Raw genomic sequence first — 21,557 nt, 5'->3', positions numbered from 1 at the left:
ATAGATGGAGCGGTCGGCAATGGGTCGATTGTCCACCTTCCGACGAGTCAGATCGGATTCAAGCATGAATTCGGTTCCGAGGAAGGATTCGGCATATACTCGATCCAGAGGTCTACCATATCGGGCAATAGTGTGGACGTCCTAGCATCGCTTAAACCGAGCAGGGACTTCCCGATTACTTATACCGGATGCGAACTTCCCCACGGATGTCCGGGCGTATGCGAATCCGCCGGTCATTGGAGATCGCAATGCTCATCCAGCCCGCATCGAGATACTTATGGGCCCTACGAAACCCTGCCCGCGGGGGTCTACCAACTCTACTTTTTCATAAACATGCCCGCAAATGCGAGTATTAATGGAAGGGGGTTCCCGCTCATCATCGACGTGGTTTCCAACTTCGGGAATGACTTCCACGCTGGGGCGGGATTGCCGTTCGACGAGTATTGGCGTTGGCGGGATGGAGCTCGATGCCGATCAGGCTGGGGGATGCGGTTCGCGTTGGCCTATGATACGGCAAACGTGGAAATCCGATCCCAAATCCATCGGCTCATCGGGCACGATACGGTGTTCGAGAGTCTCGAAATCTGGAAGGTGGCGACTTGACGAGTTGTCGCACCGTAAGTTCACGCGCAGACGGCTCGACCACGGCAACGCCTTCAAGAACTCGAGCAGTTCAAACGACTCCCAGGTCCGCTCGGCCGTGAAAACACCCAGCTGTGGCGTGCGGCCGTAGGTCGGTAGGCGGCCATCGCATTGACCCGGCGCCGCTGCGACGCCTCGTAACGAATGATCTTGCGATGGTTCGGCAACCTCCAGATATAGCCGACCGGCAGCGTCGGGGCGAAGCCACACTCGTTGAGGTAATACAGCGTAAAATCCCCGGCGGCCGCCTTCACCTTGAGATTGTCCGGGATGCGGCCGGCTCGTTCCGTCTTCACCGGATCCTGCTAGTTCAGGCTCCAGGCTATGCGATGGTAGCTGGCCTGGAGTCGCTTTAGGTGGCGGCGGACCTGGCGGGGACTCAGGACGATACTCTGCGCGGCGAGGGCTTGGCCGAGTTGCACTTATTTCTTCCCAGCCGAAGCTTTGAAGCGGTAGTCAGGGCCCTGAGAAATATCCAGCCGGGCCGGCCGGGCTACTGATTTTGGATGAGCCGCGAGCCTCATGAGTGGTTCGGCCAGCCCGGCCGAAGTTCAAGCCTTGCCGGATGCACCACTCGGTTGAGGCGAGAATGTCGGCATCAAGGTGAGACTCGCGAGTGCGGCACGAGGGCGCGGACGCGATGCCCTCGGCTCTCGACGACCATCTTGCCGTAGAGTAGGCCGAACCAGAGCACCCAGGCCAGGGCGAGCCAGGCACGCCAGTCGAAGGGGCGAGTGAGGGCGGGCTGGCGATCGCATTCAGATCGGTGCATGGGGCGATTCCTCGCGGTGCATCCGGGCCCACCAGCGTTTGGCTTCGCGATAGACCCGTTCCGGGAGCAGGCCGGCCATGCAAGGGTGATCGGCCAGCGGGCAGATCTTTTGATGGCAGGGGCGGCACGGAACCTTGTGGCGCAAGACCAGGGATCGACGCGACCAGGGACGCCACTGGCCGGGGCGGTTCGTACCGCTGAAAAGGATGACCGAGGCGATCCCGGCACAGGCCGCCAGATGCGCGGGGCCGGAGTCGGAGCCGACGAACAGGTCGGCGCGTTCGAGAAAGGCGGCGGTCTGAGGCACAGTCAACCGCCCGGTCCAATCGCGGAGATTGGCGTGGGGGACCATCCCTTCGGCGACCCGGGTGTCTTCGGAACCACCGACCAGAATGACCCGCCAGCCATCGTCGAGGAAGCGGGTGAGCAGCTCTTGCCAGTGCTCGGCGGGCCAGCGCTTCGCGGCCATCCCCGCACCAAGATGCACGGCGAGCAAGGGAGCCTCGGCGCCGAACCGGCCGGCGTGGAGCCAGTCCCCCTCATCACTCCAGATCGCTGGTTCCGACACGGCGGTGAGCGTCTTCAAACGTCCCCCCGCGTGGCGCTCGCCCCGGGTTCGCGTGGCCGACGACTGGCTCATCACCTCGGGCGCTCGTTCGGGCCAATCGTCGCGCAGCCATTGGCCGATCAGCACGCGGTCGTGATCCGTCGAGTGCACGACAACTCGCGCAGGCTCATCGTCGGAGATCCCGAGCTTTGCAAGGAGCGCGAGACGCGACGCGACCTCGTGACGGCCCGGCACCCACTCGGCAATGTCGGTCAGCAGGAACCCACCGCCGCCCATCGCCCAGCCGACGCGGCGAGGAATCCCCGCCAGGGCCAGAACGAGGACCGAGAGCACATCGCCTCTCACGTCGATCCCAAGGTCGTAGCCCGCGCCTCGGAGACGTGAACCGAGCTCCCAGACCGCCGTGCCCAGGGCCCAATGGCTACGTCTGCGGGCAAACCAGTTGCGCGCGGCGAGCCGGACGTGATCGACGTTCGGGTCGGCCTGGAAAACCTCGACGTTGCTCGGCGAGGCGAGAACGTCGATCGTCGCCTCGGGATAGGCCATGCGCAAGCCTGCCAGCAAGGGACTGCTCAGCACGGCGTCACCCAGGTGATCGAGCTGGACCACAAGGATCCGCCGCGGTGTCTCAACTCGAGGCGCAGGGCGGAACTTGCGCCAGAGACGCATGCCGAGCGATCCGGCCGCGTCGAGCGCGCGGACCAGGATCCGCCACTTCAGCTTGCTGTAGCGGTAACGGCGAACGGGAATGGGCTTGGGCTCAGCCGGCGATCTGGTCATAAACCTCCGCCGTTCGCTGGGCCACATCCGACCAGAGGAAACGCGAGCCGACGTGCGATGCCAGACGAGGATCCGGGCCCGCTTCCCAGCTCTTCAGAATCGCGCGGGCAATCTGCGACGGGCGATCGGGGCGAGCATATTCAACCCGCTCGCCGAAATATTCGCGGGTGCAGCCGAAGGGCGTGATGACAACGGCGCAGCCCGCCAGAGCCGCCTCCAAGGCGGCCAGGCCCGGCGTCTCGAACCAACTCGGCAGGGCGAAAACGCGCGCCGCCGCATAAGCCGAGGCCAGAAGCGGGTCGTCGTGATCCAGGGAGTCGATCCAGCGGACGTCGACGTCCCCGGCCCGACGGCAGGCCTCCGCGTAAGCTTCAGACCCAGGTGGAGGCGAGCCTATGACGACCAGGGGCAGGCCGGTTGAGGAGACCGCTTCCACCAGTCGGAGAACGTTCTTGCGCGGTTCGATCCGACCGACGTAGAGCACGAACTCCTTGGTCCCGTACTCCGACCGGAAGAGGGTGGGAGACGCGTGGGTGAACGTCGACTGCACGCCGTTCGGGACGACCCGAATCCGCCCCGGCTCGATCGCGAAGAGCCGGATGAGCTGACCAGCCTCGGCCACCGAGTTGGGCAAAATCATATCGGCCAAATTCAGCAGTTCCCGGCGCCAGCTCGGCCACCGGGGAGCCACTCGTTTCACGACCAGCTTCGCGAGATCGAAGAGTTCGCGGGTCCGGTTGGGAGCCAGAAAGGCAATCGCACGCGGCTCGTACCAGCAGATCGGTGAAAGGACCACGCGGATCCCACGTGCTCGGGCCACACGGGCCAGCTCGAGCCCTTCACGCGACATGCCGAACAGATGAAGCAGGCGGGCCTCCTCGAGCCGGTCGATCCAGGGGGAAAAGAGCCGGATGGTAACGCCGAGGTCCTCGAGCTGCTTCCCGGTCTGGACGAGCTGGTTCTCACCGCCGCCCGGCGCCTGGAACGCGGACGTCGGCGCGTGGAACAGGACCGAATCCGGCGGCATCGCCCCTTGCGACCGCGCGGAGGTCCAGGCCGAAGGCTGGATGGCTCTCATCGCGTGCCCTCCCGTTTCGGCTCGTCACGCCACCATCGCAAGCCTTTCTTGACCCGATCGGTCAGGGTGCTGGCAGGTAGATCCTCGAGCGGGGTCACCGTCTCCCAATCGAGCGCCTTGCGGACGGCCGTCTTGAAGCTCGGGGTCCGCCGCGCGAGAGTCGGAGCTGGGAGGTCGGCTCGAACCTCGCGGCGTTCGTACGCAAGGTCTTCGAGGTGGAGGACCATTCTCGGCCCCGTAACGGGGACCGTCGCCACGTGATAGCCCCGGACGATCTCGATCGCCAGGGGGAACTCGGAACTCCAGTCGTCGAACTGGATCTCGAATCGTCCCTCCGGCTTCGGCAGGACCGACCAGCGCCGCTCGGCCCGCCAGCGCCACCACTGGGCGAACTCGGTCAAGGTCGTTCGCCAAACGTAAGGTTCGTTGGCGATCAAGGCCGCCAGCTCGGCGAGCACCTCGGGGAATCGAGCGAGCCGCCGCTCGGGATGGCCGTAGACGAACGCAGGCTCACAGGCGTTGATCTTGGCCCGGACCACTCTGGTGAGGTACTGCGCGACCGCGCGGCCGTTGTCGGCCCCCGCTTCGATGAAGAGCCCCTCGCAGACCGGGTGGATCGGCACTTGCAGAACGGTCGAGAATCGATCACCAAGCCAGGGGAAGAACGGCAAGTCGTCGAAACCGAGCTGAAAATCCGAGGAATAAAGATATCCGAGTTCTTCGAGAACTTCATCGAGCCCGGCATTCCAGCGCCCGTGGGGCGCGGCGAAGCCGACGGGCGGCATCCCGCAATCCGCGAGCGTGCGATGGGCTCGCCTCAGGTTGCGTCGGTTCGCATCGGGGTCTCGGTAAATGACGTGGTGATGACCGTGCGACTGACTATCAAATCGGAGCAAGTCGGTGAGCACGGTGGGATGATCGCCGTAGGCCCGCGTGCTGACGAAATGCGTCGTGCAGTCCTCCAGCGGGCGTCGGGCGCGGGCGAACCGGGCGTAGTCGTCGGGGACCGATTCGTCGAGGTCGACCCGGAAGTTGAACGCCGAGCGATAAGGAAAGGGGAAGGCGCCCAGCCGCACCCAAAGCCCGCCAGCCTGGCCGACCGCATGCCGTAGGCGTTGCACGATCCGACGCCGGATCCCGGCCTTGGCGACCCGCCCCGCGCGTTCGGTCAGCGTGAGCCCGGTCACCTGCCACGACTGGTGCGCGGCCCTCGTGTCGACCAGGGCCTGGAACGGATCGCGGCGATCCTCCTGGCGAAGCAGGTCGATGTCGAGGGCGACATGGTCGGGGGTCAACGCGGCGCGAACTCGAGCCCCGGAAATCCGGCGGCCATCGTAAAGGACGAACCGGCCTCCCTGAAACGCCAAGGGGTGCGTGCCCTTCACGCGAGCGCAGGGGATTCCCTCCTGCGCCAGGATCAGGTCGGGTCCCGGGGGTGTCTCCCAGAGCAAGAGCGGCAACGTCGGCAGGTGTGAATGATAGAATTGATTCATACAAGACTCCCGGCAACCCTCGCCGTCCATAGCGTCATCAGTCGAGCGCGAGGGATCTGCCGGAAGAGCCGGCGATCCGCTTCCTTGGGTGAAAGGATGTGGTCGACTTGCACGTTTTCGAACCAACGGCCCAGGTGGTTCCGAAACCGCCCCGGCCAAAACCAGCGCTCGCGAACCGGGCTGTTGAGCGGATACATCCAGAGCCCTCGCATCTCATCGATCCGCTTCACGACCAGGCCGGGGAGCCAGGGCCGATCGGCGTTCAGAGCCCCGGCGTTCTTGTCCACGATCGCCAGGATCCCTCCGGGACGGAGCACGCGACGCGCTTCATTCAAGACGTCGTCGATCGCCGCGAGATGTTCGAAGACCTCGACCGCGATCACGGCGTCGAACGACCCCGCGGCGAACGGCAGTCGCCGTGCCGAGCCGCGAACCCGAGCGATCCCGCGGGCGTCCGCCAGCATCGCGGCCGAAAGGTCGAGCCCGATCATCTCGGCCCCCGCCTCGGCAAGCGGCCGGGCGAACCGCCCCTTGCCGCAACCCAGGTCGAGAATACGCCGGCCGAGCAACGGTTCGAGTCGATTCCTCAACGCCCCCAGCCGCACGTCATCCACCGCCACGGTGGCCTTGAAGCGTTGCTGCTGCCTGTCGAATTGGGCGGCCACCTCGGCCTCGTGGCAAACCGTCACGACGCCCTCCTCATCTTGAGCCGCTCGCGATATTTCCAGTCGCGGATCGCCACCGAGAACCCGGAGAGCGCACAGAAGACGAACCCCTCGAGGCCGTCGCGAAACCCTTGTTTCCCCAGGTAGAGCTTGGCGAACGTCCAGAAGGGACGCAGGGCCGACTCGGTCCCGCGATAGGGCCGATCTTCGCGTTCCAGCTTGATCGCTTCCAGACTCGTATATTCATTGACCTTTCGAAGGAATGTCTGCATGTCGGGAATCGTTCGATGCTGAAGCGCCTGGCTCAGAGTTCCCGCGGTCCCCTCAAGGGCGACGGTCTCGTGGACCGCGCCCACCCAGCGGCCCGCGCCTCGGCGAAACAGGCGGAGTGGCAGGTCGTGCTGCGTGCCCGAGTAGGAGAATGAGCGGCCGAGGATCACGCTCCGAATCGGGACCCGGAACCCGTGGTGCGCGCGATTCGGGTCGGAGGTCGCCTGGCGAATCTCGACGGCCAGCGCCGGGGTCGCCCGTTCGTCGGCGTCGATGGCGAAGACCCAGTCTCCCGAAGCCAGGTCGAGGGCTGCGTTTCGCTGGCTGGCGAAGTCGTCGAACGTGCGGACCTCGACACAGTCGGCGGTTTGCTCGGCAATCGCCTGAGTCTGGTCTTGGCTGGCGCGGTCGACGACCACGATCACCTCGTCGGCCCAGGCGACCGACGCGAGGCAACCCGGCAAATTCTCGGCCTCGTTCTTGGCCAGGATCAGGGCGGAGATCCGTGGGTCAGGCATGACGGACCACCTTCCCCAGGGCGCTACCCATCGCCCGGACCGGAAAGTAGACGGCATAGACAATCAGCGCGGCGTCGAGTCGTCCGATCACGGCCAGGGCGATCCAGAGGTGCCAGCGCACATCGGCGTGGCCCATCAGGCGAACCCACGCCTTCAACCTGGATCGACGCAACGTCACAGGCAGCGAAGTCGTGACCGCCGAGCGTTGAGGAGATCGCGCAGAACCGTTCTTCTCCTCGGTCGCTCCCGGGGCGGTCGTTACCACGAACACATATTTTCCCATGCCGTAGAGCATGCCGAGCAGAAGCCAGCCGGGATGCCCGTCTCTCGCGAACGCAGACCAGGCGATGGCGGCGTGCAACGCCATGTCACCCAGCTCGTCGAGCGTCGCATCGAGCCAGCGTCCCAGCTCCGAGGCCGTCCCTTGAATCCGGGCCAGATGGCCGTCGGACGTGTCGAGTACCAGGGCCAGGGCCAACGCTATTGCTTCGGCAAGGTGCGTCAGTGGAGTCGACCGCAGGAACGCGACGGCGAGCGCGGCCCCCATGACGAGTGAAGCGGAGGCGAGGGTGAGCGCATTGGGCCGGATCCGGGTCGGCTGGAGCCGCCGCGCGATCAGCTGTGCGGGGGCGAGTGCCCAGTAGCGGCCCAGCGGTTGGTACGACTGCCGGCGGGTGAGCTCGGCCTCCGCACCGCTGAGGCCGTGCGGCTGGTCGAGCCTCCAGAGCACGGCCGACTCGGGGTCTTTCCCCTTCCGCAAGGCTCGTTGGAGCCGTTGGCGATCGTAGAGCCGGTCGGTTCGCAGGATGCTCGCGTTTTCGGGAGGCGGGCCGGTGGCGAACTCGTACTGAGCCGCCGAGCGATCGGAGAGCAAATCCGTTAGCCGAGGATGCTCATCCAGGCGGGCGTGGATCACCACGGTCGCGTCGTCCAGGGTCCTCGCCATGTCGAGCAGGTGCCCCAGGACGCACCGACCCTGCACGAGCTCACCGGCCAAAGGTCCGTGGGGACCTCTGGGGCGCGCATCGATGACCAGGGGGAAAGTCGAATGGGGCATTTGTCGCCTCCTTGCGACGGGTCTTTCACCGACCCACGATCACCATTGGAACCGCTGAAAGAAAGCCTCCTGCCGAGCGATCCAGCGACCGCTCCCCACAGCCAAGTCGCGGCGAGCCGAGCGGACGTGCCCGAGTCGCGCGAGGGCCTCCACAAGAGCCACCGCGAAATCGGCGCGGCGCGAAGCGAGGTCATGAATCAACCGCACCGGCAGCCAGGCCAGGTGCGCGGCCAGCCGACGTCCGCCCAGGTTCTTCCAGGCAAAGATCAAGCTGTTTCGCGCGGCCAGCCGATCGCAGCCCGAGCGTCCGAAGGCCGGCCCGAATGACCCGAAGCCCTTGTGATAGGCCATCGAATCGGGAATATAATACCCCGGCCAACCGGCCATCCAACCCCGAAAGCCAAGGTCGAGATCCTCGATTCGGCCCGGGAAATAGAGCGGGTCATAACCACCGAGTGCCAGGAACTTCTTCCGATCGACGGCCAGAATCGGCCCCGAGGCCGCGGTCAGGTCGGGTCGATCGACGCACGCCTCATGACCGGGGACCCGGCACATCCCCTGAACCAGGCCATAGCGAGTGCGAACCCGGGTCCGCATCCCCTCGTACTCGACGCCGTCGAAGGTCCAGCACTGGGGGGCCGAGAACAAGGCATCGTCGTGTTCGTCAAAGGCCGCCAGCAGCGGTGCCACCGCGTCCGGGGCCAGCTTGATGTCGCTGTTGAGCAGGAGCACGACCGGCTCTTCCAGCCGGGCAAGCACCGCGTTGAACGAGGCCAGGCCCCGGTTGGGTTCGCGAATCAGGCCGACCCCCGGCCACTCCCGGGCGAGGAGTTCCAGCGACCCATCGGTCGAGCCGTTATCGATGACTGTAACCGCGCACGGGACCGGGGTCCGTGCAGCGGCTTCGACGATCGACGGCAGGCATTCCGCCAGAAGCTCGCGACCGTTGTAGTTGAGCACCAGGATGTGCGTTCGGTCGGCACCCACGGGGTCCATCCCTTCGTGCCAGCAAGAAGTCCCGCGCAAGTCGGGACTGAATCGCCGGGTACGATACGCCGCCTCCCCCAATCGGTCAAGCCGGGGTTCCCACCTCTCCCGGTGCATACGGCCAGTCGGCTGGCTGGTAGGTGAGCTCGGCCAGATGGGGCGTGGGGATGACGGTTCCTCCCTCGAAGCGGCTCTGCAGCAAGGCGGCCAGCAGGCCGCTGGTCAGTAAGGTCCGCTCGATAGGGTAGGAGGGGCGCCCGGTCACGATCATCTGCTCGATCGCCCTCAGCAAGTGGCCGAAATGACCGAACGGCCGCTTATCCTCCAGATTGAAGACGGCCGCGACTGGCTCCTTGACGCCGCGTCGGCGCCCGGAGAAGGCAAAGCAGGGGCCCGCCGCCCCCAACATCGTGACGGCCCCCTTGAGGCCATCGCGATAATTGACCAGGAAGAGGGCGTCGTTGGGCGACGGCTGAATCGGCTTGGGGCCGTGAAACGCGGCTTGCCTGGCCGGCTCCACCGCATCCAACAACTCTTTCGACCAATGGCCCGCCTTCGCCTCTTCCCAGACCTGCGGCCCTGTCACACAACGCACCGAGAGCACCCCGGTCTCGCCACCTTGGCGTCTCTCGGTCACGCACTGCAAGGTTTCGAGGGCATGGAAGCCATAGGCGTCGAGATCCGCATAGCCCACTGCCAACGCTTCCGACAGCTCGCTGCCGATGGGAACATTCAAGGCGGGGAGGCGCCAGGCGACAGGAAGCGACGAGCCCGCCATGAAGGGAATTCCCTCATGCCGCGCCAGGTCGTACATCCAACGAGCAAACAACCAATCGTAAGACAGGTGTTTATCACTGAAAACGGGCACCCGTTTTTTCAGGATCCGGAAGGCGTGGACGACCTCCTCGAACAGCCGCCGCCTCGGGTAGAGCGTCTGCCCCAGCCGATTATGGGCGTACTGGCCATGCTCGCCGATGACGATCACACCATCGACCGCCACCTCGCGCGTCCCGATCCCGATCGCCCCCGTGACCGTCGGAAAGATCGGGATGTTGTGCTTCTGGCAGTACGACCGACAGAGGTCATTCCCCGGGAACTGGTCGGCGTAAACCGCGGCCAGTTTCAACCCGAACGGTTTCGAGTGCCCCCACGCCTCGGGTTCGAGGATTCGCGAAAGGAGCACGTCGGCGTGTGTATTCGTTCGCCATTCGGTGATGACAGCCGCAACCAACTTGGGTTCGGGAGCGATCATTGGGCGAGCCTCTCAACGTGTGAAGAGGAGCAGGGGGAGGGCGGAGGGGCGGGAGAAAGTCGCCCCGTCTTCAGTGCTGAAGACGGGGGGGGAAGCAACGTCAAGCGAAGGATTGCGTCGTGGGTTTCAAGTCAATCAGACGCTGGGGCGGTAGACCGATCCACGCAGCGACTCGAGCAGTTCCTTGGTGGCTTTGATCCCCTGCGGTTCGCTCAATCGATCGCCCTCGTACTCGATGCCCACGTATCCGTGATAGCCACTGTCGGTGACGATCTTGAGGATCCGCGCATAGTCGAGTGAGGTTTCCTGATTGGAGCTAAAATTGTAGCTCTTGGCCGAAACCCCCTTGGCATAGGGCATCATTCGCGCGATCGCATCATAAATGTCGATCGTATACTTGCCCTTCTTGTCCTTGGGGAAGTTGCCGAAATCGGGAAGCGTGCCGAAGCCCGGCTTGCCCACGGCCTTGATCAAGGCGAGGAGCGCATCGGGGTTGCTCGAGGGCCCACCGTGATTCTCGCAGATGATGTTGATTTTGTGCTTATCACCGTATTCGGTGAGCGCGGCGCAAGCCTCGGCGGCCTTCGTAACGTCGGTGGGGCTATAGTTCCCTCCGGTGTTGACCCGAATCGAGTGGCAGCCGAGGGCAGCGGCGGCGTCGACCCACTTCTTGTGATCGTCGACGGCCTTCATGCGCTGAGCGTCATCCTTGGCACTCAGATCCCCCTCGCCGTCGATCATGATCAGGACGCAAGTCACGCCGTTGTCGTTCGCTCGTGTCTTGAGGTCCTTCAGGTAGGCGTCGTCGTGGGCCTTATCCTTGAAGAACTGATTCACGAATTCCACGGCGTCGATGCCGTACTGTTCGCGGGCGACCTTGGGAAAGTCGAGGTTGGTGAACTCCTTGGTCTTGAACAAGGCGTTGTGCACCGACCACTGAGCGAGCGAGATCTTGAAGTCGCCGATCTTGCCGGCCGCGGGCTGACCCGACACGTCGGCGGCCCAGGTCGAGCCGACTCCAGAAGCGAGAGCGATGCCCCCCGCGAGCGAGGTTCGCAAAAACGTTCTTCGATTCGTTGACGGTTGAGTCATTTGAGCGTTCTCCGGTGGCGATCCAGGATTGGATCCACTTGAGCCAGGCTGGGGCATGCAGTTTATGACGCGTTCCCGGGCTGGTCAATCGGGCTGAAGAGGGATCGAGGACCAGCTTTTCGGAGCCATTCCCGCCCGCGGGCAGGCACGAAAAGGTTCACCGATCACGCGTAGGCGATTCCATTTTCCTTGAGGGCTCCCTGGAGCGCCCGCGCGGCGTCACCGAATCGCTCGGGGCCGGTGAAGCCGAAGGTGAGCTCGGCGATCACGAGGTGGGGCTCGAGAACGCAAAACCCGTCATAGCCGTTGGCGACGGCGTCGGCGATCAGGCGCGGGATCTGTCCCTCCCCTTCACCGGCCGGGACATTTTTGTGCGTCTTCGAGTCATAGTCCTTCACGTGGAAGTGGGTCACTCGCGAACGGAGGCTGGTCCAGGCCTCATCGATCGGCTGTCCGACCTCGACGTAATTGGCCGGATCAAAGGCGTGTGACAGACGGGGCGAGTTCACCGTTTCGAGAATATCGAGGACACGCGAGGCGGTATCGCCGAAAATCCCCTTCTCGTTCTCGAGCAAGAGGGTGATCCCTCGTGCCTCGGCGAGGCGTGCGAGTTCGCGCATCCGCGTCATGGTCTCGTCGCGGTGGATGTCCGGGGCATCTCCGGGCGGCATATAAAAGCTGAAGATCCGGATTCGCGGGCAGTCGTAAAATTCGGCCAGGTCCATCGCCAGGTCGAAGCGTTGGAGGTGGCTATCGAACGGATCGGTGATCTTGATCTTGCCAATCGGCGACCCGATCGCGCTCAGGCCGAAGCCTCGGGAACGCAGGAGTGCGCGGAATTCCTCGTGCTGTGCGTCGCTGAGATCGAGAACGTTGATGCCGTGGATCGAGCGAAACTCAATGTGTCGGATGCCGTGCGATTCGAGCACGTCAAGTTGCTCGACCGGGTCCTTGGAGATCTCGTCGGCGAAGGCACTGATACGGACCATAGGTCGGTTCCCCGTTCCTCGCATGGAATGAGTCTTCTTGGTGCGAAAACCCAATCGTACCAATCACCGTGAAAACCGCCAGCGTGCGGTGTGGCCAACGACTCCCGATCCGGTTAGGATACGAATACGCAGTGGGACGAGATCTTTTTTCCGTCGCGTTCGACTGCCGATCCTTTCCTTTCGCCCTCGCCCTTTTTTTGACTCCCAAAAGAAGCAAGGGGCGACTCCGAACCCGCCGAGTGAACTGTCATGGGCGCGATCATCTGGCCGCTGCTGATTTACTGGCTAGCCATGTTCATTGCTTCCTATATGATCGTTGAGTTTGGCCAGGACTTTTTTTACGACGAAGTCACTCCTCGCGCGGGCTTGAAGGTCGGTCTGGGATCGTTCTTGCTCGCAGCCCTGTTGACGTGGCTACGTCCCTCCTACGACACCATGTTCACCTCCGACCTTCCCTGGACGGTCCTCCAGGCGATCGTCTGGTTCGCCGTGTTCACGCTGATTTATCAGTTCCACCCTCAGCACGCGCTCGCGATCGGAACCGTGGCCCTGCTCTTGATTCCGGGGGTCGCCACCATGGGGGTCCAGAGCCTGATGACGCCGACCCCGACGTTAGCCCCGGCCCGCACCTTGCAACATCGCCCCGCGGTTCGCCGGTCGCTCGCTCCGGCGAGCGTTCCTCCTGCCAAGCCCGCGGCGGCGGCGGAAACGAAGTAAGCCGGGGCCGACCGTATCCCCTCGGCCCACGACCATCCCTCGGACTCACGCCGAGCCCGAGGGAAATACAGCCCGACGGGCCGACTGCAAACCAACCCGTTGCGGAAGCCGCAATCCTCCTTGGTGCTTTCGCCCTCTCGCGGATCGTTGAAACAAAGAGATCGCGTTCCGGGAGACCCAGGGGCCGGCTCAGCGACGGATCCGCAGTCGGCGAGTGAGCCACCAGAGGGGCACCCCCACGACGGCGATCACGACGCACCAGGGGGCTACCGCAACGAGAAAGAGGAGCAGACCTCGGGCGAACTCGCCGACGAGGCCGACCGAACCGCGAAAGGTTCGCGCGATTTCCGTGGAGAGAGTGGGGCTGACAGGCGGCGTATAGTTCTTCACTTCCATGACTGTGATGGTGATGGTGCTCAGGTCCGACTGATGCGTCAAGAAGCGGATCCGCCCCTGCATCTGCTCGATTTCCCCACGGACCCGGCTCAATTCACGCTCGACCGCCAGGATGTCTTCGAGCTTGCCGGTCGATTCGGCCAGATGCTTGAGTAATCGCTTTTCTTCTTGTTGCTTGTTGGCGATCCTGGCCTCGAGGTCGTAGTATTCCTGGCTCACGTCCTGCGAATCGACGTGGGTATGATGTAGTTCGCCAAGTTTGCCGACCGACGTCATGAAGCTGTCGAATTGAGCGACAGGGACGCGGACTTTCCACTTCCCCGTGCGCGGGGCATGGGTCTCCATATTCGTATCGGTTTCCGAAATATATCCCCCACTGGCCTCGACCAACCGGGTGATCTGCTCGCCGACGCCGGTGAGACTCTCGACCACGAGCGTCACCTGGGCATTGTAAATGATTCGGCGAGGCTGGGCCGGGGGTTGACCAGCCGTCCCGGTAGGCGAAGGCGCTTCCGCCGGAGCCGTGGCCGGCATGGACGCGGACTCATCGGTGGAGACTTGCGATGAGTTGGATCCCATGGGGGCCTGCCCCTCTTCGCCACAACCACTACTGCCGATCAAGGCGATGACGGACCAAAGCAGGTGTTTGAACGGCAAGGCAAGCGTCGACTTGATGGCCAAAGTCACAAGCACTTCTCCCCTCACTCATGAGTCGCGTCGGCACGGATCTCCGCCCCCAGGATCACCGCCGTACCGGGTTGACCGTAGGACTAACGGGTTTTCCGGAGGACGAAAGATCCCCGCCTCCCGTCCGCCATGAACGTGACATGGATCTCTTCCCCCTTGATCGTACCATGGCAATCGAATCCTTTTCCCTGAGCCTGAAGATTGGCCTGCGCCTTCTTGAGCATGGCTTTGAGTTGAGCCTTGGGTTGCCCTTTTGCCTGGGCTTTGAGTTGGGCCTTGAGTTGAGGGCCGTTGACGACCTTGGCATCACCACCCCGCCAGGAGACGGTGTCGTTGCTGACCTCGCCCTGAATCTCCTGGGCAAGGAACACTTCCTTGCCGGTCTTGAGCAAGCCCCGGAACCCACCAGGTTTTCGCTCAAGGACCTGAAGGTTTCTGAACGGCCGGGTATCTTCGGTGGTGACCCACACCGAGCCGGTCGCGAACACGTCGCTGGGCACTCCGGATCGGTCCACGACCATCCCCGTTGCCATTCCCGCACCAGGCCCGAGCGCGTCCTTCTGCTGGCGGAGGAGTCCGTAAAGTCCCTCATAAATTGAGGCCACTTCGGGCGAAGTGCCTGGGTCAGCAAATAGGAGACGGTAATCCCGCATGAACGCCAAGAGCTCGGCCACGGTTGTCGCCTTGTGTTCGCTCACATCGCGGATGAGCTGCTCGGCATAGGCCTCCTCAGCGAAGATCTTCGTGGATTCGTCGAGACGCCTGACGTAGTCGCGTGCCTGGCGACGCTGGTCGTCGCGTGAAGGGACGTCGGTCTCCACCGCCTTTTGAAGCACGACGACCGCTTCGCGGAGCCGGTCGTAGTCGGCCGCTTGCAGCTCGGTCCCCTTACGGCACTTGTCGACGACCGCCGTGACCGCTTTCTCATAGGCGGTGCACTCTCGCTCAATTTCGGGGCGGCGGAACGGGAGGGGCCACCGGTCCCTCACAAGCATCCGGTCGACGGCCACGGTACTGAGTTGGAGCTTCGACTTCTTGGTGTCGGCGACTTTGAACGCCAGCTTCGTGAGAGTCATCTCCGCGGGTAAGTCGACCTGCGCGGTGCGCCAGCTCGAGGGGGAAATGGACGGGTCGGCAAGGTCACCGGCCAGGGCGTTCAGGGCATCGCCCGAGGCAATATCCTCGGGGGTCGGGCTCTCGCGCCACCGGCGCTGATCCTCCTCGATCTTGCGGAGTAGCTCGGCCTGGAGCTTGTTCGTGAGCCCCTTCTTGTACTGGATGTGGCGGGAACGATCGATCATATAATCGCGATAGAGACGCTGAACTTCCCGATTGTGAGACTTCCAGGTCTCGACATTAATCCGTCCGGCCCGGGCCGTGTTCAGGTTATACCAGCCAGCGCCTTCGAGGTATCTCCCTTGGCCCCTGAGAACGTCCCCCTGGACCGTCTGCGCCCGCAAGGCGGGCGTCAGGAGGACCGCCGTGATCGTCAGGCACGCGCAAAACGCCTTGTTCATGCTTGGCCTCATCGTGGTTGAGATTTCGAAGGCTCATGATTCCAGCCGGCGTGGTCCGGCTCGGTCCCTGGCCTCAGGAACCCTGGAGAGTTCGGCAGGTTCGGGTGACGACGGGCCTCCACGTCGAGCGCCCAGCCACCCAGAAGCTCAATAAGATCAAGGCAAAGTTCGTTCAAGGGCCTGGCAATGCCCACAACTGTCCTCACCCGCCCCGGCCTCATCTTCGAAGTCGAGGGACGCCTTCTGACGCTTCAGCAAGTCATAAAGAGTCTGGTAGACCGCCCAGGTCTCGGGATTCTCGTCCCCTTCATCAAAAAGGAGCCGATACTTCTTCATAAATCCAAGCAACTCCCCCACGGTCCTCGCCTTGTGCCGCTCAACGTCGCGAACCAGTTCCTCGGCAAAGTCGCGATCGAGGAAGACCTTGGTCGCCTCGTCGAGTCGGTTGAGGTAGGCGATGGCCTGTTTGCGGAGCCCAGCGTCGGTCGGAACCGTCGAGGCCGCCTTATCCTTGAGCGCGAACAACCTGTCGCGGATGGCATCAACCTGCGGAGCCTGGAGCGGTTTCTCCGCGCGGCAGGCCGCAATCACCCCCGCAACCGCGGTTCGGTACGCCTCACGCTCCTTCACGAGGTCGGCACGTCGCAGCGAGACAGGCCATCGCTCCCCCTTCATCCGACCAATGGCCACGGTGCCCGATACCAAACCGGAGGGTGCTTGGGACTTCGGCGCGTCGGCAAACCGAAACGCGAGCGTCTCGATGGTGACCTCCGGCGGCAGGTCGACCGGGGCCAGTCGCCACCGAGCGAGGGGGATTTTAGGGTCCGCCAGGTCACTCGCCAGAGCGTTGAGGGCGACGCCCGAGCGGACGTCCTCGACCGTCGGCTTCTCACGCCAGCGGAGGCGCAGGGCTTCGAACCGCTTTGTTGCCTGCTCCTCCCGCTCGTTGCTCAACGCCTTTTTCGCGGCCGCCCGCCGCGCCCTCCCGGCGAGGTACTGCTCATAGTCGGCCTGAACCGACCGATTCCAGGCGAACACAGCCTCCGCTTCAATCGCCTGGGCCTGGGCCGCCCCCAGCTCATACCAGGCCATCCCACGCATGAACCGCCCCTGCCCGCGCAACGCATCTCCTTGAGCCGTCGCCCCGAGTCCCTCGACGGACTGAGCGCACAACTCCGGCCCGGAAACGAGTCCGAAAGCGAACACGGTGATCCACCACCCCGTCATTGCTTTTCCCATTGGCCCCCTCCATCGGTTCTCTACAAATGAGAGAAGCAAGCGACCGGATTCGTGACGCGGGCGACAGTATGGGATTTCCCCCAATGGTGAAAAAGAACGAGCGAGCCGCCGAGGCGTTCGGGAGATTTCGCCGACAACGCGCGGGAGCAACGCTTGAGGGCAAGCTCCAGGAGTCGTCTGGAGCCGCTTCGTCATTGGCCTATTCGGGATCCGATCCTCGTCCATGCTCAATCATGAGGATGATCTTACGAGGACCGAATACTCTTTGCAAAGATATCTTTATTCCACACAGACTAAACCCAAGCCGTTGCCACGACGCAAGGGCAGGGGGAGGCCAATGCCAGAGGTTGTGCCGCGTCCGGTCGGTCGGATCGGGGGCTCGAGACAAGACTATCAACGCCGGTTAAAGCGGATTACCCTCGGGATGCACACAAGGAGCCGCGACCCGGCAGGTTGTCGTGCCCCCACTTCATTTTCTTCGACGGGTGCGCAGTGCGAGCGCCCCCCTGCATTCAAGCCTCAGAGGGTATCGCACTGGGCGGTCATTCGATCCGGGTGTCTGAAATCCAACAGGCCGAATCCCGCTCAGAAGAAAGAGCGGAAGGCTCGCCTGCGGGGTCCCTGAGGAGGGGGCAGGCAAGCCGTTCGATCAGGCCCGGGAAAAGAGGGATCAGGGGAGTTCGGCAATCGCTCCGGCGGTGATCGTCGCGAGCCGATCCGCCGCCTCCTGGGCGTGTTCGTGGAGCGCCCAGAAGTCTTTCAGGCTCGATGGCCGCTTCCAGATCGCGCGGAGGGCGGCCCCGACTTGATAGCTGCCTGAGCGTGTCATCAACGAAACGACCTCGGCGGGCAGATCGATCCCCGCTTCGTCGCTGATGACTCGGATTGAGAGGAACCGGACCGAGCGTTCGCTACAGAGGGAGGCGACGCCCGATGTCTCCATGTCCACGAGATCGGCCCCGAATCGTTCGCGGAGCTCGGCCTTCTCGGCCGCGGTCCGAACGATCGCATCGACCGTCAAGAGACGCCCGGAACGGACGCGAGGCCCGGGGGCGCTTTGTGGCACACCGACGTCGATCGCAAACTTTTGCCCGTCGAGGTCGAGCACCTCGCTGGCCATGACAATGTCGTTGCGCCGGAGTTCGGGATCGAGGGCACCCGCGAATCCCGCCGAGAGGATCCAGCGCGGGCGGTGCCCATCGATCAGCAGTTGCGCTCCGCGCCTGGCAGCCTCGCGCCCCATGCCCGCCACGATCAGGGCGACGACTTTACCCTCGCACTCCCCCTCGATCACCGAATGCTTCGGGCCCGCGTATTTGCGAACCCGCTTCATTCGGTCCATCAAGAACCCGACCTCGATCGACATCGCGGCCACAATGCCGATGTCCACGGGGACTGGGGCGGGAGCGGAGGCGGCCGACGCCCCGTCTTCTGGATTGGTGGCCGCGCCTGCGGATGTCCCTGAACTCATGAATTTCCGATCAGGTGAACTGCCACTTAATCATCTTGAACGTATCGCCGAGCTTGCTGTTGACCCCAAGCGCGGCCGAGGCCTCGTAGCCTGAGTGAACCATGCAGTTCTCGCAACGAGGATCCTTGCCGTAACCGTACTTCTCCCAGGGCGTCTTGTTCAAGAGGTCGTCAAAGGATTTGTGGTGGATGTCCGTGATCAAGTAACACGGTCCCTTCCAGCCTTTGATGTTCCGGGTCGGGTTCCCCCAGGCCGTGCACGACATTTCGCGCTTGCCCTGAAGAAACTCGAGGTAGATCGGCGAGGTGTTGAACTTGTACTTGCGGAACATCGCCTCGGCCGCGCGAAACTTGGTGCGAATGTCCTCACGGGTGAGGAACATATCCTGGTCGGCGACCGCCGAGTAGCCATAGCCCGGGGCGATCATGAACCCATCAACGTCGATCGAGGTCAAAAAGGCATAGAGTTCGTCGAGCTCGGCCATGTCGGTTTCCTTGAACACCGTGGTGTTCGTGCAGACGAGGAAACCGGCTTCCTTGGCGGCCTTGATCCCGTCGACGGCCGAATCGAAGACCCCTTCACGCTCGACCGCGATGTCGTGGGTCGTCTTCATCCCGTCCAGGTGGACGTTGAAGAAGAATTTATTAGAAGGCTTGAATTTCTTGATTTGCTTACGAATAAACATCCCGTTAGTGCAGAGGTAGACGACCTTCTTCCGCTCGAGAATCTTGGCGACGAGTTCGTCGATTCCCGGGTAGATCATCGGCTCGCCACCACAGATCGAGACGACCGGTGCGCCGCACTCGTCGACCGAATCGAGGCATTCCTGAATCGAGAGCTTCTGCTTGATCGTCGACTCGTACTCACGGATCCGGCCACAGCCCGTACAGGTCAGGTTGCAGGCGTGCAAAGGCTCAAGCATCAGGACCATCGGGAACCGCTTGGTCCGTGTGATCTTTTTCTTGACGAGGTAGCCAGCGATGGTGCTGGTCATCGAGAGTGGAAATCGCATGACGCACTGCCTCCTGGGGCGAAATCCTCGGGACCATCCGTGGCCCGCGGGCTATCAATCAGAGTCGTCGGGGCGAAGTTTCCGCGGAACCAGATCAACTGATCTCCACGTCATTTCGTACCTTGGTGAACGAACAAACAATTTAGACGGCAAACGGCTTGGGCAGGGCCGGAATCCGGCTGGCCTGGGCCCCGGGCGTTGTGGTTGTGACCGGCACTCTTCCCGCCGCGTCCTGATAGCGTGAGATTGCCATCAGGGGGAAATAGATCCGGTAGAGATGATATTTCAAATAGAAGACGCGGGGAAATCCAGTCCCGGTGTAAGGACCTTCGTCCCAGGTCCCATCGGGGCGTTGCGTGGTCCGCAAGTATTCTGCGCCTCTCGTAGCGGCTTCCCCACGGCCACGACCGGCCGAGACCAGACCGAGCAAGGCCCAGGCGGTCTGCGAAGCCGTCGGCTCGCCACGCCCCATCCACGACGGGTCGTCATAGCTCTGGCATGACTCACCCCAGCCGCCGTCCGCTTGCTGGACCGACTCGAGCCAGTCGGCTGCTTTCTGCAACGCGGGGTGATCCATCGGGAAATCGAGCGCCTTGAGACCCTGCAAGACTTGCCAGGTCCCGTAGATGTAGTTGACGCCCCAGCGACCGTACCAGCAGCCCTGCGGCTCCTGCGTCTTCCAGAGATAGTCGAGGGCCCGAGCCACGGCCGGGTGATCGTTGCGATAGCCCAGGGCTCCGAGACACTCGAGGATGCGTGCGGTGATGTCGGCACAGCTTGGGTCGAGCATCGCATTGTGGTCGGCGAAGGGGACCTTGGTCAGCACTTCATTGTCGATATCGACGTCGAAGGCCGCCCAGCCACCATCACGGTTCTGCATCGAGAGAAGCCATTTGACGCCGCGATCGGTGGCGGCTTTTGCCTCGGGAGTCTTGGCAAGCGCGGTGCGCTGAAGGGCGAGGATCACCATCGCCGTGTCGTCGATATCGGGGTATCGCTCGTTGTGGAACTGAAAATGCCAGCCACTCGGCTCGACGCCCGGTCGACGAACTTGCCAGTCACCGGCGACCCGAACCTCTTTCTCGAGGAGCCAACGGCCGGCGCGGAGCAGGGCGGGGTGATAGTCGGGCACCTTGGCATCGGCCAACGCAATGGCGGCGATCGCGGTGTCCCAGACCGGCGACACGCACGGTTGAACGCGAACCTTGCCGTCCTCCTCGATCAGGAGGTCATCCAGTTGCCGGTGCGCCCACTGAACCTCGGCCGAGTCGGGTTCGTAGCCGAGGCAGTGCAACGCGACGACGGTGTAGATCATCGGCGGGAAGATCGCACCCAGGCCGTCCGAGTTCTCGAAGTGGTCGAGCATCCAGCGATGCGCGGCCCGAATTCCCGGTCGGCGCCACGAGAGCGGGAGCGTTCGGTCCGCCCATTTGAAGACCCGATCCAACCCAAGGAACACGTTGGTCCAGCTCACCAGTTGTTTGGTGCGCCGGGCGGGGTGGAGGGGAAGGTCGGTCCGGAAGAGTTCCGCAATTCCTTGCTCTGGGGCCAGTCGACGCACCGGCTTGAATGCCGACATGATCGAGAGCGGCACCACGATCGTGCGCGTCCAGGCCGACATCGCGGCCAGGCTGAAACCAAGCCGAGACGGGACCAGCATCATCTCTGGCGGCACGCTCGGACAATCGCCGTAGCCAATCTGCCCCAGGAGCGCCAGGTAGAACCGAGTGAAACTATTGCAGCCCTGCGCCCCGCCAGCCTCAAGAATGCACTCCCGCGCCCGGATCATAGCCGGATCGTTGACGGGTACGCCGACGATCTTCAAGGCGAAGTAAGCCTTCACCGAAGCGCTGATATCGGGGGGACCGCCGGGATAAATCGCCCAGCCCCCACCAGGGAGTTGCAAGTCGCGCAGGTAGCGGCAGGCTTTGACACAGACTTCCTCGGCCCCACGGCCGATGAAGGCCATGAGCAGGACGTATTCCGACTCGAGGATCGTGTCCCCCTCGAGCTCTCCCACCCAGAATCCCTCGGGTTTTTGACCATCAATGAGCCAACGGCTCGTCGAATCGACGGCCTCGCTCAATGGATCTTGGGAGAGGGGCGACGACGTGCCGGACCGTTGCGCGAAGAGTCCCGCGGCTCGTGACGACACGCCACCATCCTTGTTGGCGATCATGCGATCCAGACCCCTCTCCGTCCCGAGAGACGTGGTGTTTTCAAATTCGAATCAGGGGTGGAGAATACATGGTCCCCACCGCGCGGGTCATCCTAAGCCTGAAACGGAGAATCGATCAAGGGCAAACACCGGCCCGGCATGGCAACTTCTTTACTTTTTTTCAAGAGCACGGCAGA

The 21,557-nt window shown here is 63.3% G+C and carries 19 protein-coding genes; 1 reads left to right on the top strand and 18 read right to left on the bottom strand.

The window, feature by feature from the left end; all coding sequences use genetic code 11:
* Window positions 1-656 precede the first annotated feature (656 nt).
* The 12 genes from V5E97_RS31100 to V5E97_RS31045 all read right to left on the bottom strand — a co-directional run bounded on the left by V5E97_RS31100 (window position 657) and on the right by V5E97_RS31045 (window position 12,163).
* Window positions 657-938, bottom strand: coding sequence for a hypothetical protein (locus V5E97_RS31100; RefSeq protein WP_406695441.1), 282 nt, complete (start codon window positions 936-938; stop codon window positions 657-659).
* Window positions 939-1,240: 302 nt separating this feature from the next.
* Window positions 1,241-1,414 (bottom strand): hypothetical protein, encoded by a 174-nt coding sequence (locus V5E97_RS31095; protein ID WP_406695440.1) that lies wholly within the window; start codon window positions 1,412-1,414, stop codon window positions 1,241-1,243.
* Window positions 1,401-2,762: a glycosyltransferase family 9 protein gene (locus tag V5E97_RS31090; RefSeq protein ID WP_406695439.1), complete on the bottom strand. Its 1,362-nt coding sequence runs from the start codon at window positions 2,760-2,762 to the stop codon at window positions 1,401-1,403. The genes V5E97_RS31095 and V5E97_RS31090 overlap by 14 nt, the downstream gene beginning before the upstream one ends.
* Window positions 2,743-3,840 (bottom strand): glycosyltransferase, encoded by a 1,098-nt coding sequence (locus V5E97_RS31085; RefSeq protein WP_406695438.1) that lies wholly within the window; start codon window positions 3,838-3,840, stop codon window positions 2,743-2,745. Before V5E97_RS31085 ends, V5E97_RS31090 begins: the two co-directional genes overlap by 20 nt.
* Complete coding sequence (locus V5E97_RS31080; protein WP_406695437.1) at window positions 3,837-5,333, bottom strand: hypothetical protein; 1,497 nt, start codon at window positions 5,331-5,333, stop codon at window positions 3,837-3,839. Before V5E97_RS31080 ends, V5E97_RS31085 begins: the two co-directional genes overlap by 4 nt.
* A complete protein-coding gene (locus tag V5E97_RS31075; RefSeq protein ID WP_406695436.1) occupies window positions 5,330-6,022 on the bottom strand; it encodes a methyltransferase domain-containing protein in 693 nt (230 codons plus the stop codon). Before V5E97_RS31075 ends, V5E97_RS31080 begins: the two co-directional genes overlap by 4 nt.
* On the bottom strand, window positions 6,019-6,786 hold the full coding sequence (locus V5E97_RS31070) for a glycosyltransferase family 2 protein (protein WP_406695435.1): 768 nt from the start codon (window positions 6,784-6,786) through the stop codon (window positions 6,019-6,021). Before V5E97_RS31070 ends, V5E97_RS31075 begins: the two co-directional genes overlap by 4 nt.
* Window positions 6,779-7,843 carry a CDP-alcohol phosphatidyltransferase family protein gene (locus tag V5E97_RS31065; RefSeq protein WP_406695434.1) on the bottom strand — a complete coding sequence of 355 codons (1,065 nt, stop codon included), beginning with the start codon at window positions 7,841-7,843 and terminating at the stop codon, window positions 6,779-6,781. Before V5E97_RS31065 ends, V5E97_RS31070 begins: the two co-directional genes overlap by 8 nt.
* Window positions 7,844-7,882: 39 nt before the next feature.
* A complete protein-coding gene (locus V5E97_RS31060) occupies window positions 7,883-8,839 on the bottom strand; it encodes a glycosyltransferase family 2 protein (RefSeq protein ID WP_406701246.1) in 957 nt (318 codons plus the stop codon).
* Window positions 8,840-8,915: 76 nt separating this feature from the next.
* Window positions 8,916-10,082 (bottom strand): hypothetical protein, encoded by a 1,167-nt coding sequence (locus V5E97_RS31055; RefSeq protein ID WP_406695433.1) that lies wholly within the window; start codon window positions 10,080-10,082, stop codon window positions 8,916-8,918.
* A gap of 135 nt (window positions 10,083-10,217) precedes the next feature.
* Window positions 10,218-11,174 carry a sugar phosphate isomerase/epimerase family protein gene (locus tag V5E97_RS31050; RefSeq protein ID WP_406695432.1) on the bottom strand — a complete coding sequence of 319 codons (957 nt, stop codon included), beginning with the start codon at window positions 11,172-11,174 and terminating at the stop codon, window positions 10,218-10,220.
* 164 nt (window positions 11,175-11,338) lie between these two features.
* A complete protein-coding gene (locus V5E97_RS31045; protein WP_406695431.1) occupies window positions 11,339-12,163 on the bottom strand; it encodes a sugar phosphate isomerase/epimerase family protein in 825 nt (274 codons plus the stop codon).
* Window positions 12,164-12,412: 249 nt separating this feature from the next.
* Here V5E97_RS31045 and V5E97_RS31040 point away from each other — a divergent pair, with 249 nt between their 5' ends.
* Window positions 12,413-12,880 carry a hypothetical protein gene (locus V5E97_RS31040; RefSeq protein WP_406695430.1) on the top strand — a complete coding sequence of 156 codons (468 nt, stop codon included), beginning with the start codon at window positions 12,413-12,415 and terminating at the stop codon, window positions 12,878-12,880.
* A 189-nt stretch (window positions 12,881-13,069) separates the two neighbouring features.
* On the opposite strand, the gene V5E97_RS31035 is transcribed toward V5E97_RS31040, so the two are convergent.
* The 6 genes from V5E97_RS31035 to shc form a co-directional block, all read right to left on the bottom strand.
* Complete coding sequence (locus V5E97_RS31035; RefSeq protein WP_406695429.1) at window positions 13,070-13,963, bottom strand: DUF4349 domain-containing protein; 894 nt, start codon at window positions 13,961-13,963, stop codon at window positions 13,070-13,072.
* A gap of 83 nt (window positions 13,964-14,046) precedes the next feature.
* Window positions 14,047-15,480, bottom strand: a complete 1,434-nt coding sequence (locus V5E97_RS31030) for a hypothetical protein (protein ID WP_406695428.1) — start codon at window positions 15,478-15,480, stop codon at window positions 14,047-14,049.
* Window positions 15,481-15,636: 156 nt separating this feature from the next.
* Window positions 15,637-16,719, bottom strand: a complete 1,083-nt coding sequence (locus tag V5E97_RS31025; RefSeq protein ID WP_406695427.1) for a hypothetical protein — start codon at window positions 16,717-16,719, stop codon at window positions 15,637-15,639.
* Window positions 16,720-17,389: 670 nt separating this feature from the next.
* A complete protein-coding gene (locus V5E97_RS31020) occupies window positions 17,390-18,190 on the bottom strand; it encodes a phosphorylase family protein (protein WP_406695426.1) in 801 nt (266 codons plus the stop codon).
* A 10-nt stretch (window positions 18,191-18,200) separates the two neighbouring features.
* Entirely contained in the window at window positions 18,201-19,202 is a 1,002-nt protein-coding gene (gene hpnH, locus V5E97_RS31015; protein ID WP_406695425.1) for an adenosyl-hopene transferase HpnH, read from the bottom strand.
* Between the two features lie 142 nt (window positions 19,203-19,344).
* Window positions 19,345-21,381, bottom strand: coding sequence for a squalene--hopene cyclase (gene shc / locus V5E97_RS31010; RefSeq protein WP_406695424.1), 2,037 nt, complete (start codon window positions 21,379-21,381; stop codon window positions 19,345-19,347).
* Window positions 21,382-21,557: the final 176 nt, after the last annotated feature.

Origin of the sequence: Singulisphaera photorubra, from assembly GCF_045290345.1 — a bacterium.
GTDB lineage: Bacteria > Planctomycetota > Planctomycetia > Isosphaerales > Isosphaeraceae > Singulisphaera.
Note: the sequence above shows the minus strand (reverse complement) of the source record. Positions and strands in the feature narration are given on the sequence as shown.

Excerpts from the sequence above, each read along its gene's own strand:
- V5E97_RS31095 (WP_406695440.1), bottom strand. The coding sequence starts at position 1,414 with ATGCACCGATCTGAATGCGATCGCCAGCCCGCCCTCACTCGCCCCTTC.
- V5E97_RS31090 (WP_406695439.1), bottom strand. The coding sequence starts at position 2,762 with ATGACCAGATCGCCGGCTGAGCCCAAGCCCATTCCCGTTCGCCGTTAC.
- V5E97_RS31085 (WP_406695438.1), bottom strand. The coding sequence starts at position 3,840 with ATGAGAGCCATCCAGCCTTCGGCCTGGACCTCCGCGCGGTCGCAAGGG.
- V5E97_RS31080 (WP_406695437.1), bottom strand. The coding sequence starts at position 5,333 with ATGAATCAATTCTATCATTCACACCTGCCGACGTTGCCGCTCTTGCTC.
- V5E97_RS31070 (WP_406695435.1), bottom strand. The coding sequence starts at position 6,786 with ATGCCTGACCCACGGATCTCCGCCCTGATCCTGGCCAAGAACGAGGCC.
- V5E97_RS31065 (WP_406695434.1), bottom strand. The coding sequence starts at position 7,843 with ATGCCCCATTCGACTTTCCCCCTGGTCATCGATGCGCGCCCCAGAGGT.
- V5E97_RS31060 (WP_406701246.1), bottom strand. The coding sequence starts at position 8,839 with ATGGACCCCGTGGGTGCCGACCGAACGCACATCCTGGTGCTCAACTAC.
- V5E97_RS31055 (WP_406695433.1), bottom strand. The coding sequence starts at position 10,082 with ATGATCGCTCCCGAACCCAAGTTGGTTGCGGCTGTCATCACCGAATGG.
- V5E97_RS31050 (WP_406695432.1), bottom strand. The coding sequence starts at position 11,174 with ATGACTCAACCGTCAACGAATCGAAGAACGTTTTTGCGAACCTCGCTC.
- V5E97_RS31045 (WP_406695431.1), bottom strand. The coding sequence starts at position 12,163 with ATGGTCCGTATCAGTGCCTTCGCCGACGAGATCTCCAAGGACCCGGTC.
- V5E97_RS31040 (WP_406695430.1), top strand. The coding sequence starts at position 12,413 with ATGGGCGCGATCATCTGGCCGCTGCTGATTTACTGGCTAGCCATGTTC.
- V5E97_RS31030 (WP_406695428.1), bottom strand. The coding sequence starts at position 15,480 with ATGAACAAGGCGTTTTGCGCGTGCCTGACGATCACGGCGGTCCTCCTG.
- V5E97_RS31025 (WP_406695427.1), bottom strand. The coding sequence starts at position 16,719 with ATGGGAAAAGCAATGACGGGGTGGTGGATCACCGTGTTCGCTTTCGGA.
- V5E97_RS31020 (WP_406695426.1), bottom strand. The coding sequence starts at position 18,190 with ATGAGTTCAGGGACATCCGCAGGCGCGGCCACCAATCCAGAAGACGGG.
- hpnH (WP_406695425.1), bottom strand. The coding sequence starts at position 19,202 with ATGCGATTTCCACTCTCGATGACCAGCACCATCGCTGGCTACCTCGTC.
- shc (WP_406695424.1), bottom strand. The coding sequence starts at position 21,381 with ATGATCGCCAACAAGGATGGTGGCGTGTCGTCACGAGCCGCGGGACTC.